The following is a 16,948-nucleotide window of genomic DNA, read 5'->3' on the forward strand; positions in this document are numbered from 1 at the left end:
CGGGTCTCCGCGCCGGGCTCGCCCTCGACCCGAATAGAGAGCGGCAGACGAGTCGGGCTGTACGCCGGGTTCTGTCGCCCGGTCGCCTCGCGGCGGCCGGGGAGACGGCCATCCATCTAGGACCGGCATTGCTGCCGGCCTCGTGCGGTCTACCCGCGAACTCGGGCGGGCCGCCCTCGGACATTCGCGCAGGGCCGTCTCGCGACGGCCCCTCTTGACCTTGCTCCGGGTGGGGTTTACCTAGCCGCCTGAGTCACCTCAGGCGCTGGTGGTCTCTTACACCACCGTTTCACCCTTACCGGGAACCGAAATCCCCGGCGGTCTGTTTTCTGTGGCACTGTCCCGCGGGTCACCCCGGGTGGCCGTTAGCCATCACCCTGCCCTGTGGAGCCCGGACGTTCCTCGGGGAGATCCAGGGATCCCCACGCGGCCGTCCGCCCGGCTCGTCTGCCGTGCCGACCATGCTACCCGTCTGGCGGGGACCGCCGGACGGGGCCACCGGACCGGGCCACCGCACAGGACGGCTCAGATGAACGCCTCGGTCTCCAGATCGAAGGCGAAGGGCGCCGGAAGGCTGAGCGGCTTGCCGAACGGAATCGTGCAGAGCTGACGGTAGTTGTCCCCCTCCGGCTCGCTGAACAGCGTCACCGAGGACTCCTCGCGGTCGACCAGCAGGTACAGGGGGACGGGTCCGCGGGCGTAGCAGTGCCGCTTGTCCGTGCGGTCGGCCCGGGGCCTCGTCGAGGTGACCTCGACGACGAGAGCCACCCCCTCGCACGGCATCCAGGGGTCCGCTCCCCGGTACAGCCGCAGCTCGGTGGGGGCGAAGGTGCCATCGGGGATGACGTGGTTCCTGGGGCAGCGTCCACCGCTTTTCAGTTTCAGTCCCTTGTTCCCGGAAAAATCCATGTCGGTCCCGGAGAGTCCGATCACTTGGTTCAGGATCAGGCCGATGCAGTCCTCGTGATCCCCGTCCGGCGGGGGCGTCACGACAATCTCTCCCTCGATGAGCTCGGCCCGGAAGCCCTCCGGCGTATCCAGCGCCAGGAAGCCTTCCAGCAGGACATCCGCCTGCGTGAGCGGTTCGTGCGGCATGGCAGTCATGTCACGCCCCTCCCTCGGTCGCTCGCCAGATTGGGACATCGATGGATCCGCCGTCCGCGAGAGGGGAGTACTTCCTTCGATCGTGGCACAGGAGGGAGCGCAGTTGTCGGATGCGGACGAGTGGGGTGAGCGCTTGACCTTGCCGTAGCGTGAACGTTTCTACTGGCCGCATGCGTATCGGAGAGATCGCCGCGCTCGTCGGGGTCACCTCGCGGGCGATCCGGCATTACCACCACATCGGACTGCTTCCCGAGCCCGGCCGCCGGGCCAACGGCTATCGCGTCTACAGCGTGCGCGAGGCCGTGGTTCTGGCCCGGATCCGGCGTCTCACCGAGCTCGGGCTCGGGCTGGACGAGGTACGGGACGTCCTCGCCGACGAAGCCGGGCGTGAACTCATCGAGGTGATCGTCGAGTTGGATGCCGACCTGGCCCGGCAGGAGGACGAGATCCGGGAGCGGCGGCGTCGGCTGGCCCGGCTGCTGGACGGGCCGGTGAGCGCCGAGGGGCCCGTGTCGCCCGAGCTGGCCGAACTGCTGGGCGCGGTTCCGGCCACCGGGTCCCCCGCGGCCGCCAAGGATCGCGAGCATCTGGCGCTCCTGGACCTGGCGGGCGGTGGGGGCGAGGTGTACGCCGTGTTGCGGCCGCTGGCCGAGGACCCGGCAGTGCCCGCACTGTACGAGCGGCTGGACGCGCTGGCCACTGCGGCCGAGGACGATCCTCGGATCGCCCTGCTCGCCGCCGATCTGGCAGCCGCGGTGCCGGACGAGGTGCTGGCCGCGATCCCCTCCGACGGTCCGGTCATGCCGGGAATCGCCGAGGTCCTGCTCGCCGACTACGCGCCCGCGCAGGCCGAGGTGGTGCGCCGGGTGATGGCGGTCCTGACGACGCGCACGGCGGAGCTGAGGGCGGGATGAGTGTGCGGGGCGCGCGCTACGGGCTGCCGGTGGCGTTGATCGTCGAGTGGGGTGTGGTGGGCTGCCTGATGGCGGAGGTCCGGATACCGGGCGCCGTTCTCTTCGCTGCCGAGGCCCTGGTGGTCGGCGCGGCCGGGTTCGAGGGAGTGGTCCTGTGGCGGCTCTGGCTCGCGGACCGGCGCGCGGGTGCCGGGCGGCGGGAGGCGATGGGCGCGGCGCTCCGTACCGTCGTGCCCGAGCAGGTACGCCGCCTGCTCGCGCATGAGGTGCGTGGTCTGCACAGTCTCGGGCTGTGGGTGCTGCGGCGGCGCCATGCCGTGCCGGAGGGCGCCCTCGCTCTCCCGTACACCGGACCTCAGACCGCGACGATGTACGGCCTGGTCTTCGTCGCCGTGGTCGAGACGGTGATGCTGGCACTGCTGATCCCATGGCCGGTCGTGCACGCGGTTTCGCTGGTACTCGATGTGTACGGGGTGGTGCTGGCGCTCGCCCTCCATGCCGCGTGTGTGACCCGGCCGCATGTGGTGGGTGCCGACGGGGCGTTGCGGATTCGCTACGGCGTCCTGTTCGACCTGCGGGTTCCCGCCGGGGCGATCGCCGCAGCACGGGTCGAGCGGCGGTATCCGGAGGGGTGGCTGCGAGTGGATGCGGACGGGGTGCTCGATCTCGTCGTGGGCGGGCAGACGACGGTGACCGTGGAGCTGGTCTCCCCGGTGCCGTTCGTACGGCCGCTCGGCAAGCGCGGGTGGGCCCGGACGGTGCGGTTCCACGTGGATGATCCGGGTGGAACCGTGGCCGCGCTCACGCGGGGGCGAACAGGACCTTCGCCGAGCCAGGATCCGCCCGGGTGAGCCTGACCGGCAGCCGCTCCCCCAGCGGGAGCCTCGCCGTGCCGCCCTCGACGCGCCCGACGACGGCCGGGTCGTCGATGTGGACGGTGCCTGTCGTCGGCTCCCGCTCCGACACGTCGATCACGTACCCGTCGAAGACCTCACCGATCCGGTCCTTGAGCAGCGCGGCCTCGACCACGTCGACGCACTCGCGCTCGACCGTGTTGGCCCGCCTGGTTCCGTCCGCCATCTCCTTCGGCAGGCCGGGCAGCGCGGCGAGGACCCACTCGGGCGGGTCCTGTTCCGCGACGGCGGCGAGGCACAGCTCGGCCGCGTACCGGTCGACGAGCCGGCGCAGCGGCGCGGTGCAGTGCGTGTAGAGGTCGGCGACGGCGGCGTGGACGGCGGGGGTGGGGATGTCGCCGTGCTCGAAGACGGTGTAGCCGGCGCCGCGCAGGAGGGTGGTGCACTCCTGGAGGAACGCGGCGTGGTCGGACTTCCCGGGGTCGAGGGAGCGGACGACCTCGGCGTACGGGACGTGGTGCGGCCAGTCGATGTGCAGCGCCTCGGCCGAGCGCCGGAGCCGGGCGACGGCGCCGTCCGGGGCGACCGGGAGGGTCCGCAGGATGCCGGTGCCGGTCTCCGTCATGAGGTGGGCGGCGGCCATACCGGTCAGCAGGGAGATCTGGGCGTTCCAGCCGTCGGCGGGCAGCGGGGCGCGGTATTCCAGGCCGTAGGTGCCGTCGCGCGCGACGATCTCCTGCTCGGGCACGTTGAGGGAGATCCCGCCGCGGGCGACCTCCTGTTCCTCGCGGAGCCGTCCGATGTCCCGGAGCAGGGCCAGGGGCTCTTCGGCGGTGCCTGCTCCGATCTGCCGCTGGACGCCCGCGTAGTCGAGTTTCGCGCGGCTGCGGACGAGGGCCCGGTGCACCGAGGTGGCGACGGCGCCGCCCTCGGAGTCGAGGTCGATCTGCCAGAGCACGGCGGGGCGGGTCCGGCCGGGAAGGAGGCTGGCCGCACCCTCCGAGAGCGAGGTGGGGTGGAGCGGCACCCTGCCGTCGGGGAAGTAGAGGGTCGTCACCCGGCGGTGGGCCTCGGTGTCCAGTGCGCCACCGGGGCGCACGAAGGCGGCGACGTCGGCGATGGCGTAGTGCACGCGGAAGCCGTGGCGGCGGCGTTCGAGGTGCATGGCCTGATCGAGGTCGGTCGATGCGGGCGGGTCGATGGTGAAGAACGGCAGGTCCGTCGCGTCCCGGTGGGCCGACACCGCGGGGGCGCCCGCCGCCTCCACCGCCTCGGCGAGGACATCGGGCGGGAAGCCGTCGGGCACGTCGAGTGCGGTGCGCAGCTTGCGCAGGGCCGCCCTCAGCGGGGTGTCGGCCGGCCCGGTCATGTGGAGATGGCGGCGGGGCATGGACCGAGCGTATGGCGGGGCGGGTCCGGCGGCATCCCGGGCGGCGACGGGCCCCCGGGGGCCGGCTGGTTCCGGGACCGCTGTCCGGCCCGGATCCGGCGGACGGGCCCCGGGGCGGTGCCGGTGGCCCCCGTACGCTGGTGCGCGGGCCTTCTCGGCCCGTCCGCCTGTGCGTTCGTACGAAGGAGAACCGCCGTGCTCGTGCTGTTGCCGCCCTCCGAAGGAAAGGCCGCGTCGGGGCGCGGAGCACCCCTGAAGCCGGAGTCGCTGGCGCTTCCGGGGCTGGCCGCGGCGCGGGCCGCGGTCCTCGACGAGCTGGTGGAGCTGTGTACGGCGGACGAGGAGAAGGCCCGTGAGGTGCTCGGGCTGAGCGAGGGGCTGCGCGGCGAGATCGCGAAGAACGTCGAGTTGCGGACGGCGGGGACGCGTCCGGCCGGGGAGATCTACACGGGGGTGCTGTACGACGCCCTGGACCTGGCTTCCCTGGACACTGCGGCCAGGCGGCGGGCCGGAAAGTCGTTGCTGGTCTTCTCCGGGCTGTGGGGCGCCGTGCGGGTGGGCGACCGGATTCCTTCGTACCGCTGCTCGATGGGGGTGAAGCTGCCGGGGCTGGGCCCGCTCGGGGCGTACTGGCGTGCTCCGATGGCGCAGGCCCTGCCGGAGGCGGCCGGGGACGGGCTGGTCCTGGACCTGCGGTCGTCCGCGTACACCGCGGCCTGGAAGCCGAAGGGTGCGGTGGCGGAGCGTACGGCGAGTGTGCGGGTGCTGCATTCCCAGCTGGTGGACGGGGTCGAGAAGCGGTCCGTGGTCAGCCACTTCAACAAGGCGACGAAGGGGCGGATGGTCCGCGATCTGCTGCTGGCGGGCGCACGGCCCGAGGGGCCCGCGGAACTCGTGGAGGCGTTGCGGGAGCTCGGGTACGTGGTGGAGGCCGAGGCTCCGGCACGGGCCGGGCGGGCGTGGTCGCTCGACGTCGTGGTGACCGAGATCCACTGAGCCGGGATCCACCGGGAGACACTGAGCCGGGATCCGCTGAGCCGGGAGGCGCCGAGCCTGGATCCACCGAGCCTGGAGACAGCAAGCCAGGAGACGCGGCACGTCGTGGCACACCACGCGCGTTGCAGCATGTGCAACAGTCGTTGCGTGCTGTGTTGTGTGCGCGGCAAGATGTGCGCATGACCTCCTCCGTGCTGGACCTCGCCCCCGTCGTGCCCGTCGTCGTCCTGGAGGAGGCCACCGACGCGGTGCCGCTCGCCCGGGCCCTGGTGGCGGGCGGGCTCCCGGCCATCGAGGTGACGCTGCGCACCGCCGCGGCACTGGCCGCGATCAGGGCGATCGCGGCCGAGGTGCCGGGCGCGGTGGTCGGCGCGGGCACGGTGATCTCCGTACGGAACGTCTCCGACACCGTCGCGGCGGGCGCCCGGTTCCTGGTCAGTCCCGGCTGGACGGAGACGCTGCTGGACGCGATGAAGGCGTCGGGGCTGCCGTTCCTGCCGGGCGTCTCGACGACGTCCGAGGCGGTGGCGCTGCTGGAGCGCGGGGTCACCGAGATGAAGTTCTTCCCGGCCGAGGCGGCGGGCGGCACGGCGTATCTGAAGGCGCTCTCGGCGCCGCTGCCACAGGCCCGGTTCTGCCCGACGGGCGGCATCTCCCTCGCCTCCGCACCGTCCTATCTGGCTCTGCCCAACGTCGGCTGTGTGGGCGGAAGCTGGATGATCCCGGCGGACGCGCTGGCGGCGAAGGACTGGTCGCGGGTGGAGCGGCTGGCGCGCGAGGCGGCGGCGCTGCGCGGCTGACTCCCCCGCCCCGTCGCCCCCGAGTGCCTCGCGTCCACGCGGGGCTTTTACCCCGCCACCTCGGATGCGACGTGTCATTTACCTCAGATGCGACGTGTCGTTCAGCAGCCTGAGCGACACGTTCCCGTCCGAGTAGTACGCGACCGCGGACACCGAGGCCGCAGAGAGTTCCATCCGGAACATGGCTTCCGGCGGGGCACCGAGCGCCAGCCGAACCAGGGTCTTGATCGGCGTCACATGGGTGACCAGGAGGACCGTACGGCCCGCGTAGCGGGCGGTGAGGCGGTCGCGGGTGGCCGCGACACGGCGGGTGACCTCGGCGAAGCTCTCGCCGCCGCCGGTGGGGGCCGCCTTCGCGGAGGCGAGCCAGGCGTCCAGGTCGGGGCCGTAACGCTCGCGCACCTCGGCGAACGTCAGCCCCTCCCAGGCTCCGAAGTCCGTCTCGCGCAGGCCGTCCTCGATCCGGACCTCCAGACCGAGGCGGGCCGCCACCGCGGCCGCCGTTTCGCGGCAGCGGCGCAGCGGGGAACTGACGATCTCCTGGATCGTGCCGCGCTCGGACAGCGACCGGGCGATGCGTTCGGCCTGGTCGCGGCCGGCCGCCGAGAGTTCGGGGTCGCTTCCGCCACTGCCCGAGAAACGTTTCTCGGGGGTGAGGGCCGTCTCGCCGTGCCGGAGCAGCACGAAGGTGGCGGGCGCCCCGAGATCGGGCGCCGCCGCCCAGCCCACCTGGGGGGTGGCCGTGGCTGCCGCGGCCGTGGCCGTTCCGGCCCCCGGGCGGGCGGACAGGGCCGCCCGTGCCCTGGCCGCGCCCGCCGCCGCGTCACCGGGCGGGCCGGAGACCGGCGGCAGGACGGCGGTCGTCGAGGGCCGCGGGGTGTCGAGGGCGGCCGTCGACGCCGACGGTTCCCACTGCCTGCCGTGCCGGCCCGCGTCCATCGCCTCGTTGGCGAGCCGGTCCGCGTGCTTGTTCTTCTCGCGCGGGATCCACTCGTACGTGACGGCGGCGGCCGGCAGGATTCTGGCGGCCTCCGCCGCGAGCGGCTTCATGTCGGGGTGCTTGATCTTCCAGCGGCCCGACATCTGCTCCACGACCAGCTTGGAGTCCATCCGGACCCGCACCTGGAGCGTGCCGTCCGCCGAGGCGTCCGGCAGCAGCGCCTTCGCCGCCTTCAGGCCGGCGATGAGGCCCTTGTACTCGGCGACGTTGTTCGTCGCGACACCGATGTACTCGGCGGTTTCGGCAAGGGTCTCCCCCGTCACCGGGTCGATGACGACCGCACCGTAACCGGCGGGCCCGGGGTTGCCCCGGGAACCGCCGTCGGCCTCGACGACGAGCTGGCGCGACTGGGTCATTACAGGCCCGATTCCGCCGTACGGACGAGGATGCGGCGGCAGTTCTCGCAGCGCAGCACGGTGTCCGGGGCCGCCGCCTTCACATCGTTGACCTCGGTGATGTTCAGTTCGAGGCGGCAGCCTTCGCAGCGGCGCTGGTAGAGACGGGCGGCACCGACCCCGCCCTGCTGGTCGCGGAGCTTGTCGTACAGCTTCAGCAGGTCCGCGGGGACGGAACCGGCGACGAGCTCGCGCTCCCTGGTGACGGTCGCGGCCTCCTCGTCGAGCTCCTTGGTCGCGGCGTCCCGGCGGGCGGTCGCGTCGTCGACCTTGGCCTGGACGGCGGAGACCCGGTCGGACAGCTCGGCGACGCGCTCCTGGGCGGACTCGCGGCGCTCCATCACTTCGAGGACGACGTCCTCCAGGTCGCCCTGGCGCTTGGCCAGCGAGGCGATCTCGCGCTGGAGGCTCTCCAGGTCCTTGGGCGAGGTGACCGCGCCCGAGTCGAGGCGCTGCTGGTCCCGGGCGGCGCGCTGGCGCACCTGGTCGACGTCCTGCTCCGCCTTGGTCTGCTCGCGGGCGGTGTCGCTCTCCTCGGTCTGCGAGGCGATCAGCAGGTCGCGCAGTTGCGCGAGGTCGCTGGTGAGCGTCTCGATCTCGGCGTGCTCGGGCAGCGACTTGCGCCGGTGCGCGAGCTGCGACAGACGTACGTCGAGGGCCTGGACGTCGAGGAGTCGGATCTGGTCGGCGGGCGCGGCGTTCAGTTGGGGGCTCCAGAAGAGTGGTGGGTGGTGGTGGTCCAGGGGTCGGTGACCTGCTTCGAGACATGGACCCGCAGGCCCCATCCGTGGCGGTCGGAAATCGCGTCGAGCTGTGCTGCCGCCTGTTCGCACCAGGGCCATTCGGTGGCCCAGTGCGCGGCGTCGATCAGGCCGAGCGGGGAGTGCTGGATGGCTTCGGAGGCCGGGTGGTGGCGCAGGTCGGCGGTGAGGAAGGCGTCGACGCCCGCGGCGCGTACCGCGTCGAAGAGGCTGTCGCCGGAGCCACCGCTGACCGCGACGGTCCGCACCGTCGCCGCCGGATCGCCCGCGAGCCGGATGCCCTGCGCGGTGGCGGGCAGCCGGGCGGCGGCGCGGGCGGCGAAGTCGGCCAGGCTCTCGGGGTGGTCGAGCACACAGATCCGGCCGAGGCCGCGACGGCCCCTGGGGTCGGTGGGATCCGGTACGAGGGGGGCCTCGACGCGCAGGTCGAGCGCACCGGCGAGGGCGTCGGAGACGCCCGGGTCGGCGGTGTCGGCGTTGGTGTGGGCGACGTGCAGCGCGATGTCGTGCTTGATGAGGGTGTGCACGACCCGGCCCTTGAAGGTGTCGGCCGCGACCGTCGTCGTACCCCGCAGATAGAGCGGGTGGTGGGTGACGACCAGCTGGACGCCGAGCCCGAGCGCCTCGTCGACGATCTCCTGCACGGGGTCGACGGCGAAGAGGACCCGGTCGACGTGCGAGGCGGGGTCTCCGCAGACGGTGCCGACCGCGTCCCAGCCTTCGGCCCGCGCGGGCGGCCAGAGAGCGTCGAGCTCGGCGAGGACTTCAGACAGACGGGGCACAAGGAAAAGGCTACCTGCCCTCCGTGCCCCGTCGCCCATGGCTTCCGCGACCCGTGCGGACTGGCCGCAGCACGCCGATGAATCGTTACTTCACAAGGTCGGCGCGGAGGTCGTCGAGGACCAGGTCCGCGGCCGTGACACCGAGGCCGAGATACCAGGTCTCGTCGGAGACGTCCTTGGCCCGGCCCTCCTTGACCGCCTTGAGGTTCTTCCACAGCGGGTTGGACTGGGCGGTGTCGCGCTTGGTGGCCTTCACGTCGCCGTAGACGCCGGTGAAGATCCAGTCGGCGTCGGCCTCATCGATCTTCTCCGGGCTGATCTCCGCGGCCAGGTCGTCGATCTGCTGGTTCTCGGGCCGCGGCAGGCCGACGTCCTCCAGGATGGTGCCGATGAAGGACGCCTTGGCGTAGAGGCGGATCCGGTCCGGCAGGTAGCGGACCATGGAGACGGTCGGCTTGTCCGGGCCGATGTCCTCGCCGAGCTTCTTCGCCTTCGCCGCGTAGGCGTCGAGCTCGCTCTTCGCCTTGGCGGTCTTGTCCAGTGCCGCCGCGTTGAGGAGGTAGTTCTCCTTCCAGGTGAAGCCCGGGCGGATGGAGAACACGGTCGGCGCGATCTTGGAGAGGGCGTCGTACTTGTCGGCGGCGCGCAGCTGGCTGCCGAGGATCAGGTCGGGCTTCAGACCGGCGATGGCTTCGAGGTTGAGGTTGTTGATCGTGCCGACATTCTTCGGGTTGCCCGCGCCCTTCTTCAGGTACGAGGGGATGGCCGCGTCGCCCTCGGAGGGGGCGTAGCCGACCGGCTTCACACCCAGCGAGACGACGTTGTCGAACTCGCCGACGTCCAGCACGACAACGCGCTTGGGGGCGGACTTGATCTCCGTCTTGCCCATGGCGTGGGTGAGGGTGCGGGGGAACTGGCCGGGCTCGGCGTCCGTCCCGTACGCCGCCGTCTTCTTCGCGGCATCGGCGAAGTCCTTGCCGCCCGTCGCGACGGCCGCCTTCTTGTCACCGCCGCCCTCGGCCTTGGCCGAGCCGTCCGAACCCGCGTCGCCGCTCCCGCAGGACGAGAGGGTGAGGGCGGCGGCCACCGCCAGGCCGGCTGCGGCGGTACCGCGGCGACGAAGGGACATCACGTGCTCCAGTTGTCAGATCAGGCAAATGCTGCTTAGGGCTGCCTAACCTTACTCATCACCTTTCTTGCCGAGCACAGGCACCCCCTCGTGCTCAGGCGAATCCCGGCATCACCACCCTTATGTGTGAAGCGACCGGTCTCGTGTTGTTCGGCAGGAAGTGCGAAAACTAGCTTCGGTTGCCGGAGGTGACCAGTCCATGACTGCCTGTGCCATCGAGAACGAGACCGTGGGGGCGGCCGGGGGTGCCGGGGGTGCCGGGTATACGGCCGCCGGGAGCGCCGGGACCGCCGGAGAGACAGCCTTGGGGGACGACGGGCCGGCTGCCCGGGGAGAGCCGGACGCGCCGGACCGCACGGCCTTCGCCCCGCCTGCTCTCACGATCGCGGCGGACGGTTCCTACGCGGCCCGGCTCGCCCTCCGCGATGTCGCGGCGGAGCCCTCGGACGGGGCCGGACAGGCATGGTTCGTGGAGCGCTGGACGCTCGACGGGCACGAGCCGTACGCCGTGCCGCTCCCCCTCGACCAGCCAGAGGAGCCGGACTCGGACGTGCTGCCGCTGACCGACGGACGCGTTCTGATCCGGCGCCGGGTCGCGGACCGGCACGCGTTCTCGTTGCTCTATCCGACCGGCCCGGGTACCGGTGAACTGCCGCTCGGCACCGTCGGATGCGAGGACCTGACCCTGCTGCCGCCGTCACCGGACGGCGCGAGCGCGTACGCCCTGTCGGTCGGGACGCACTCCACGGCCGTCTGGCTGGTGGCGGGCGGCGCCTTCGGACCCGAGCTGGTCGCCGAGGTGCCGGGGCACTGTTCCGGCGGGGTCTGGCTGGACCGGGCGGGGCGGATGCTGGCCCTGGACCGGGAGATGCCGGGCGGCGGCCCGGTCAAGGCGGTCGCCGTGGACCTGGCGCGGTGCGGCGAGGTGACACCGCTGCTGCAGATCGCGCCGGGGAGCGACGACCGGCTGCTGCTCGCCGACGCGGACAGCGGTCTGCTGCTGATCCGCTCGGACGCGCCGGGGCACGACCGGCTCGGGTGGGGGGTGCTGGGCAGCTGCCTGCCGGTGCGTTTCCCGGAGTGCCTGCGCCCGGCGGACGTGGCGGTGACGCCGTTCGCCGTACAGCCGGGGCAGACGCTGATGCCGGAGAGCTGTGCGGTGGCCCTGCGGATCGACGGCGCGGCCGGCAGTCGGCTCGGGGTGTGGCGCCCGGCGGGGCGCCGGCTGCATCAACTCCCCGCCCCCGAGGGGTGGCAGGCCGGCCGCGGGGTGTGGACCCGGGACGGCGTGCTCGGACTTCCGTACGCCAACGAGAGCGTGGCGTGCGGGGTGGCACGGCTGACGGCACCGGTGGACGGGGAGCACGGCACGGAAGCGACGGCGGAAGCGGGCACGGGAGGGGGCTGGGAAAACGGTATGCAACCGTCCGCTGCCGCTGCGCTTCTTCCGGTGTGCAAGCCGGTTCCACTGGGGCAGGCGCCTCTCACGGGGCGCGTGATGCCTGGCTAAGATCCTGGACCTGGGCTACGCAGCCGGGTACGACGGTCGCCGTTGGCGACCGTGCCGTGCTGCGGTGGCGCGATAGGCCCTGGTGACATACACGCAAGCGATCACAACGGGGTGACTTCCCACATGTCTGAAGCCCGAACCGACACGACCCAGACGCGCCCGCCGGAGGCGGACGCGGAACGGGCCGAAGCCGGCGGCGCCGGAAAGCACCGAGGGGGTACCGCGACGGACGACACGGCAGCACAGCCGCACGGCCGTCACCGCCGCCTCTCCGAAGGGGACAGCCGGGCGGCCTGACCGCTCGGAACATCAACGAGGGACGGGTGGGCCCCGGACGCCGGTCGGCGTCCGGGGCCCACCCGTTTCCGTTCGCGGTCAGCCGCGCTTCAGACCGAGCACCTCCGCCGCGGCGAACGTCTCGTTCGGCGGGCGGTCCGCGTAGTACGGAGAGATGAGCTCGTCCAGCTCATCGAAGGAGAACGTCTCCTTCGACGAGTCGAACTTCGCCACCACCCTGGGGCGTTCGACGATCGCCACCATCCCGCCGTGCACGACGAGCAGCTGCCCGTTGACCCCGGCGGCGGCCGGGGAGGCCAGATAGCCGACCAGTGGCGAGACGTGCTCGGGGGCGAGTGCGTCGAGCCGGCCGTCCGCCGGCTCCTGGAAGCCCGCGAAGACGTCCTCCGTCATCCGGGTGCGGGCCCGCGGGCAGATGACGTTGGCGGTGACTCCGTACTTGGCCAGGGCCAGGGCCGTGGAGGTGGTGAGACCGACGATGCCGCCTTTGGCCGCCGCGTAGTTCGGCTGGCCCGCCGAGCCGGCCAGGAACGCCTCCGAGGAGGTGTTGACGATCCGGCCGTAGACCGGGCCGCCGGACTCCTTGGAGCGGGCGCGCCAGTGGGACGCGGCGAAGTGCGTGGTGTTGAAGTGGCCCTTGAGGTGGACCCTGATGACGGAGTCCCATTCGTCCTCGGTCATCGAGAACACCATCCGGTCGCGCAGGATGCCCGCGTTGTTGACCAGGATGTCGAGCTTTCCGTACGTGTCGACGGCCAGCTCCACCAGGCCACGGGCCTGCGCGTGGTCGGAGACGTCACCGAGGTGTGCGACCGCCCGGCCGCCCGCCGCCCGGATCTCCGCGGCGACCTCCTCGGCGGGGGTGGCGGACGCCTCGCCGGAGCCGTCGCGGCCCGGCTGCCCGTAGTCGTTGACGACGACGGACGCGCCGAGCCCGGCCAGCTCCAGCGCTTCGGCGCGCCCCAGGCCGCGGCCTGCGCCCGTGACGATCGCGGACATGCCGTCCAGGGGAAGTGACAGGGGAAGTGACATCGGAATCCCGGAACCTCTCGGAGGGGAGCAGGGAGCAGGGAACAGGGAGCAGGGGAGACGGCGTCAGAGTTCGATGCAGGTGCGCAGCGACTCGCCGGTCCTCATCTGGTCGAGGGCGTCGTTGATGCCGTCGAGCCGCACCCGGTGGGTGATCATCGATTCGAGGTCGATGCGGCCGGCCCGCCAGAGCGCGATGGCTCGTTCGTACGAGCGGAGCACGTCCCCTCCGCCGTACATGGAGGGCAGGATCCGCTTCTCGTCGAAGAAGAGCTCGAACATGTTGACCTGGAAGTTGTCGTCCATGGCGCCCGCGCCGACGATGCAGAGGGTGCCGCCGCGCCGGGTGTTCTCGTACGCCGTGCGGGCGGTGGCCGACTTGCCGACGACCTCGAAGACGTAGTCGAAGCCCTCGCCCGCGGTGATCCGCTGCTTGGCATCGGCGAACTCGTCGGGAGAGACCGCCTCCGTCGCACCGAACCGCAGGGCCGCCTCGCGCCGGGACGCGACCGGGTCCACGGCCACGATCTGGGCGGCGCCCCGTACCCTCGCGCCCTGGATGGTGGAGATGCCGACCCCGCCGCAGCCGATCACCGCGACCGACGAACCGGCCTCCACCTGTGCGGTGTTGATGGCCGCGCCCAGGCCCGTGGTCACCCCGCAGCCGATCAGCGCGGCGATCTCGAACGGCACGTCGTCGGGGATCGGCACCGCGCAGCCCGCGCCGACGACGACCTCCTCGGTGAAGGTGCCGGTGCCCGCGAAGCCGAAGACCTCTCCGCCGGGACGTCTGAAGTTGGGGGTGCCCGCGTTCATGAAACCGGCCAGGCAGAGCTGGGTCTGACCGCGTTTGCAGGACGGACAGGCCCCGCACGCGGGCAGCCAGCAGACCAGCACCCGGTCCCCCGCGGCGAGCCCGGTGACGCCGTCGCCCACGTCGACGACCTCGCCCGCGCCCTCGTGGCCCGGGACGAAGGGGGCGGGCTGCGGCAGCACACCGCTCATCGCGGAGACGTCGGAGTGGCACAGTCCGGTGGCCCGGATGCGGAGCCTGACCTTTCCCGGGCCGAAGCCCACCGCCTCGACGTCGTCGAGGACCTCCAGTTTTCCCTGGCCTATCTCGTGCAGTACGGCTGCGCGCACGGTGCGGCTCCCCTCATGGGCCTGTGACCTCTTGGAGTTGGTTCAGGAGTGTTCGACGAAGGTGTCGCCGAGGACCGGGGCGCCGTCCCGCTCGACGGCTCCCACCTCGACCCGGACCTGGTTCTCGCCGGTCCACATCTGGATACGGAGGGTCTCGCCGGGGAAGACGACCCCGGCGAAACGGGTGCGGTAGGAGCGGATTCGGGTGACATCGCCGCCGAGCACCGTGTCGGTGACGGCCTTGAGCGTCATGCCGTAGGTGCACAGCCCGTGCAGGATCGGCCGGTCGAAGCCGGCGAGCCTGGCGAACTCGGGATCGGCGTGGAGCGGGTTCCAGTCCCCGGAGAGGCGGTACAGCAGCGCCTGGTCCGGGCGGACCGGCCGCTCCACGACGTGGTGGGGGGCGACGGCTGGACGGGCCTGCCGCTCGGAGGGGCCGCGTTCCCCGCCGAAGCCGCCCTCACCCCGGACGAAGATCTGGGCGTCGTTGGTCCACAGCGGGCCCTCGTCGTCGGCGGCCTCGGTGCGCAGCACCAGCACGGCCGCCTTGCCCTTGTCGTACACCGCGGCGACCTTCGAGCTCTGCACGGCGCTGCCCTTCACGGGGATCGGCCGGTGCACCCGTACGCTCTGCCCGCCGTGCAGGACGGCGGCGAGGTCGATGTCGATGCCGGGCGAGGAGAGCCCTCCGACGACCCCCGCGCCCGCGACCGTGGCGAAGGAGGGCAGCACCTGGAGCCGGGACTCCAGGGTGTAGCGCAGCTCACCGGGGTCGGTGGCGGGGTCGACCCGGTCGGGGTCGGCGCCCGCGCCGATCCCGAGGTGGTAGAGCTGGACGTCCTTGTGGTCCCAGCTGATCCGGGTGGACCGGGGTTCGGCGGCTACCGCCTTTTCGGCATCAATGGGCATGGGAAAGCTGCTCCTTGATGGTGGGAAGACCTCGGCGCGGCCGTCCGCACCGTCGGCCGCACCGAGGTCGTGCGGGACCGGCCGCCACGCCCGTTCTAGAACGCGTTCTAGCCGATGACCCCATGTATAACGCAGCGCCCAGCAGTTGTGAAGACTGTTGCTGACGTAGCGTCAGATCGGGTCGGGCAACGCCCATCCATGACATATGTCATGGCGAAGTCCGTACACACACCTCTGCCGGGCCGCCGGACGCCCGCCGTAGCGTCGTGGCCATGAAGCAGACAACGGGGAGTCCGGCCGCGGTGGTCTTCACCGGGGCGGTCAGGACCTACGGCCGGGCGGGACGGACGGTACGGGCCGTGGACGGGATCGACCTGTCCATCGGCCGCGGTGAGACCGTCGCCCTGCTCGGCCGCAACGGCGCGGGCAAGTCCACCACCATCGGCCTCCTGCTGGGGCTCGACGAACCGGACTCCGGCAGCGTGCGGGTGCTGGGCCGGACGGCTGGTCAGGCGGTGCGCGCCGGTCTGGTCGGCGCCATGCTCCAGGACGGGCGGCCCATCCAGCGGGTCACTGTCCGCGAACTGATCGCCTTCGTCGCCTCGACCTTTCCGCGGCCGATGCCGGTGGCCGAGGCGCTCTCCCTGGCAGGAGTCCAGGAGTACGCGGACCGGCGCATCGACAAGCTCTCCGGCGGCCAGACCCAGCGCGTCCGCTTCGCCGTCGCGCTGGCCGGAAACCCGGAGCTGATCGTCCTGGACGAGCCGACGGCCGCCCTGGACGTGGAGGCGCGCCGGATGTTCTGGGACTCGATGCGGGCCTACGCCCGGCGCGGCAACACCGTCCTCTTCTCCACCCACTATCTGGAGGAGGCCGACGGGAACGCCGACCGGATCGTCGTCATCGACCGGGGCCGGATCGTCGCGGACGGCAGCGGCGACGCGATCAGGGGCTCGGCGGGCGCCGGTCTCGTCTCCTTCGACCTGGCGGGCGGGCCGGCCGCGGGCCTGGAACTGCTGCCCGGGGTCGTCGCCGTCGAGGTGTCCGGGGACCGGGCGGTGCTGCACACGGACGACTCGGACGCCACCGTCGTGGAGCTGGCCCGCCTCGGCGCAATCCGTGGTCTCCAGGTCTCCCGGGCCACGCTGGAGGACGCGTTCCTCGCCCTCACCGCACCGGCCGCAGCCCATACCGAGAGGGAGAACGTGTGATGTTCCGCTACATCGTGCTGGAGGTGCGCAGGACTCTGCGCGACGGCTTCTTCCTGATCTTCGGGACCGGGATGCCGGTGATGATGTATCTGCTCTTCACCAACATCGGCGGTGGGGGTGCCGACGGCTGGAAGACGGCCTCGATGGTCGGGATGGCCGCGTACGGGGCACTGGGTTCCGCCATGTCGATCGGTACGGGGGTCGCCTCCGACAAGACGCTCGGCTGGCTGCAACAGCTGCGGGTCACCCCGCTCGCCCCGTCGCGCGTGGTCGTGGGCCGGGCGATCAGCGGTTCGGTGACCGTCCTGCCGACGGTCCTGACGGTGCTGCTGGCCGGCGGACTGGTCAACGGGGTGCGGCTGGGCGCCTGGCAGTGGATCGCCCTGGCGCTGCTGCTGTGGATCGGAGCGCTACCGTTCACCCTGCTCGGCCTCGGCAACGGCTACCGGCTCACCCCGCAGGGCACCGGGGTCGTCAACGTGGCCTGTCTGATGGGTTTCGCGATCGTCGGCGGGCTGTGGTTCCCGCTGGAGCTGCTTCCCGGGTGGCTGCGTTCCGTCGGCAGGTTCACCCCGGCCAACCGGTTCGCCGACCTGGGCTGGGCGACCACCGACGGGCACGCGCCCGGCACCGGCACGATCGCCGTGCTCTCCGGATGGCTCCTGCTGTTCGGTGCGTACGCGGTGGTCTCGTACCGTCGGTCCGCGAGAACCGTGTGACAGGG

General features: G+C 72.0%; 16 protein-coding genes and 1 other RNA gene. 7 read left to right on the forward strand and 10 right to left on the reverse strand.

Annotated elements, in window-relative coordinates; genetic code table 11:
• Positions 1-44: 44 nt before the first annotated feature.
• An RNA gene (gene rnpB / locus ACF08M_RS05560) (RNase P RNA component class A) lies at positions 45-446 on the reverse strand.
• 79 nt (positions 447-525) lie between these two features.
• Positions 526-1,095, reverse strand: coding sequence for a Uma2 family endonuclease (locus tag ACF08M_RS05565; RefSeq protein ID WP_392183988.1), 570 nt, complete (start codon positions 1,093-1,095; stop codon positions 526-528).
• Positions 1,096-1,274: 179 nt separating this feature from the next.
• Here ACF08M_RS05565 and ACF08M_RS05570 point away from each other — a divergent pair, with 179 nt between their 5' ends.
• Entirely contained in the window at positions 1,275-2,018 is a 744-nt protein-coding gene (locus ACF08M_RS05570; RefSeq protein WP_392183918.1) for a MerR family transcriptional regulator, read from the forward strand.
• A complete protein-coding gene (locus ACF08M_RS05575; RefSeq protein WP_392183919.1) occupies positions 2,015-2,869 on the forward strand; it encodes a hypothetical protein in 855 nt (284 codons plus the stop codon). Before ACF08M_RS05570 ends, ACF08M_RS05575 begins: the two co-directional genes overlap by 4 nt.
• Here the strand turns inward: ACF08M_RS05575 and ACF08M_RS05580 are convergent.
• Positions 2,820-4,262, reverse strand: coding sequence for an RNB domain-containing ribonuclease (locus tag ACF08M_RS05580; RefSeq protein ID WP_392183920.1), 1,443 nt, complete (start codon positions 4,260-4,262; stop codon positions 2,820-2,822). The two genes, ACF08M_RS05575 and ACF08M_RS05580, sit on opposite strands and share 50 nt — an antisense overlap.
• A 195-nt stretch (positions 4,263-4,457) precedes the next feature.
• Between ACF08M_RS05580 and yaaA the strand changes: the two genes are divergently transcribed.
• A complete protein-coding gene (yaaA, locus tag ACF08M_RS05585) occupies positions 4,458-5,258 on the forward strand; it encodes a peroxide stress protein YaaA (RefSeq protein WP_392183921.1) in 801 nt (266 codons plus the stop codon).
• A gap of 179 nt (positions 5,259-5,437) precedes the next feature.
• Positions 5,438-6,058, forward strand: coding sequence for a bifunctional 4-hydroxy-2-oxoglutarate aldolase/2-dehydro-3-deoxy-phosphogluconate aldolase (gene eda / locus ACF08M_RS05590; RefSeq protein WP_392183922.1), 621 nt, complete (start codon positions 5,438-5,440; stop codon positions 6,056-6,058).
• A 78-nt stretch (positions 6,059-6,136) separates the two neighbouring features.
• Here eda and ACF08M_RS05595 read toward each other — a convergent pair whose 3' ends face one another.
• From ACF08M_RS05595 to ACF08M_RS05610, 4 genes are all read right to left on the reverse strand, one after another.
• Positions 6,137-7,414: a bifunctional RNase H/acid phosphatase gene (locus ACF08M_RS05595; RefSeq protein WP_392183923.1), complete on the reverse strand. Its 1,278-nt coding sequence runs from the start codon at positions 7,412-7,414 to the stop codon at positions 6,137-6,139.
• A complete protein-coding gene (locus ACF08M_RS05600; protein ID WP_392183989.1) occupies positions 7,414-8,157 on the reverse strand; it encodes a zinc ribbon domain-containing protein in 744 nt (247 codons plus the stop codon). Before ACF08M_RS05600 ends, ACF08M_RS05595 begins: the two co-directional genes overlap by 1 nt.
• Positions 8,154-8,996 (reverse strand): Nif3-like dinuclear metal center hexameric protein, encoded by an 843-nt coding sequence (locus ACF08M_RS05605; RefSeq protein WP_392183924.1) that lies wholly within the window; start codon positions 8,994-8,996, stop codon positions 8,154-8,156. Before ACF08M_RS05605 ends, ACF08M_RS05600 begins: the two co-directional genes overlap by 4 nt.
• 85 nt (positions 8,997-9,081) lie before the next feature.
• Entirely contained in the window at positions 9,082-10,125 is a 1,044-nt protein-coding gene (locus ACF08M_RS05610) for an ABC transporter substrate-binding protein (RefSeq protein ID WP_392183925.1), read from the reverse strand.
• Between the two features lie 199 nt (positions 10,126-10,324).
• Between ACF08M_RS05610 and ACF08M_RS05615 the strand changes: the two genes are divergently transcribed.
• Positions 10,325-11,635: a hypothetical protein gene (locus ACF08M_RS05615; protein ID WP_392183926.1), complete on the forward strand. Its 1,311-nt coding sequence runs from the start codon at positions 10,325-10,327 to the stop codon at positions 11,633-11,635.
• A gap of 375 nt (positions 11,636-12,010) precedes the next feature.
• On the opposite strand, the gene ACF08M_RS05620 is transcribed toward ACF08M_RS05615, so the two are convergent.
• From ACF08M_RS05620 to ACF08M_RS05630, 3 genes are all read right to left on the reverse strand, one after another.
• Positions 12,011-12,964 carry a 3-oxoacyl-ACP reductase gene (locus ACF08M_RS05620; protein ID WP_392183927.1) on the reverse strand — a complete coding sequence of 318 codons (954 nt, stop codon included), beginning with the start codon at positions 12,962-12,964 and terminating at the stop codon, positions 12,011-12,013.
• A gap of 63 nt (positions 12,965-13,027) precedes the next feature.
• Positions 13,028-14,104 (reverse strand): Zn-dependent alcohol dehydrogenase, encoded by a 1,077-nt coding sequence (locus ACF08M_RS05625; RefSeq protein ID WP_392183928.1) that lies wholly within the window; start codon positions 14,102-14,104, stop codon positions 13,028-13,030.
• Positions 14,105-14,146: 42 nt separating this feature from the next.
• Complete coding sequence (locus tag ACF08M_RS05630) at positions 14,147-15,013, reverse strand: MaoC/PaaZ C-terminal domain-containing protein (RefSeq protein ID WP_392183929.1); 867 nt, start codon at positions 15,011-15,013, stop codon at positions 14,147-14,149.
• Positions 15,014-15,285: 272 nt separating this feature from the next.
• Here ACF08M_RS05630 and ACF08M_RS05635 point away from each other — a divergent pair, with 272 nt between their 5' ends.
• Together ACF08M_RS05635 and ACF08M_RS05640 are read left to right on the forward strand one after the other, a co-directional pair.
• Positions 15,286-16,224 (forward strand): ABC transporter ATP-binding protein, encoded by a 939-nt coding sequence (locus ACF08M_RS05635; protein WP_392183930.1) that lies wholly within the window; start codon positions 15,286-15,288, stop codon positions 16,222-16,224.
• Positions 16,224-16,943: an ABC transporter permease gene (locus tag ACF08M_RS05640; RefSeq protein WP_392183931.1), complete on the forward strand. Its 720-nt coding sequence runs from the start codon at positions 16,224-16,226 to the stop codon at positions 16,941-16,943. The genes ACF08M_RS05635 and ACF08M_RS05640 overlap by 1 nt, the downstream gene beginning before the upstream one ends.
• The last annotated feature ends 5 nt before the right edge of the window (positions 16,944-16,948 follow it).

Source organism: Streptomyces sp. NPDC015032 (assembly GCF_043080425.1).
Classification (GTDB): domain Bacteria; phylum Actinomycetota; class Actinomycetes; order Streptomycetales; family Streptomycetaceae; genus Streptomyces.

Bases quoted from the DNA above. Each gene is read 5' to 3' on its own strand.
- ACF08M_RS05635 (WP_392183930.1), top strand. From the start codon at position 15,286: ATGAAGCAGACAACGGGGAGTCCGGCCGCGGTGGTCTTCACCGGGGCG.
- ACF08M_RS05615 (WP_392183926.1), top strand. From the start codon at position 10,325: ATGACTGCCTGTGCCATCGAGAACGAGACCGTGGGGGCGGCCGGGGGT.
- ACF08M_RS05595 (WP_392183923.1), bottom strand. From the start codon at position 7,414: ATGACCCAGTCGCGCCAGCTCGTCGTCGAGGCCGACGGCGGTTCCCGG.
- eda (WP_392183922.1), top strand. From the start codon at position 5,438: ATGACCTCCTCCGTGCTGGACCTCGCCCCCGTCGTGCCCGTCGTCGTC.
- ACF08M_RS05565 (WP_392183988.1), bottom strand. From the start codon at position 1,095: ATGCCGCACGAACCGCTCACGCAGGCGGATGTCCTGCTGGAAGGCTTC.
- ACF08M_RS05570 (WP_392183918.1), top strand. From the start codon at position 1,275: ATGCGTATCGGAGAGATCGCCGCGCTCGTCGGGGTCACCTCGCGGGCG.
- ACF08M_RS05640 (WP_392183931.1), top strand. From the start codon at position 16,224: ATGTTCCGCTACATCGTGCTGGAGGTGCGCAGGACTCTGCGCGACGGC.
- ACF08M_RS05580 (WP_392183920.1), bottom strand. From the start codon at position 4,262: ATGCCCCGCCGCCATCTCCACATGACCGGGCCGGCCGACACCCCGCTG.
- ACF08M_RS05610 (WP_392183925.1), bottom strand. From the start codon at position 10,125: ATGTCCCTTCGTCGCCGCGGTACCGCCGCAGCCGGCCTGGCGGTGGCC.
- ACF08M_RS05575 (WP_392183919.1), top strand. From the start codon at position 2,015: ATGAGTGTGCGGGGCGCGCGCTACGGGCTGCCGGTGGCGTTGATCGTC.
- ACF08M_RS05620 (WP_392183927.1), bottom strand. From the start codon at position 12,964: ATGTCACTTCCCCTGTCACTTCCCCTGGACGGCATGTCCGCGATCGTC.
- ACF08M_RS05630 (WP_392183929.1), bottom strand. From the start codon at position 15,013: ATGCCCATTGATGCCGAAAAGGCGGTAGCCGCCGAACCCCGGTCCACC.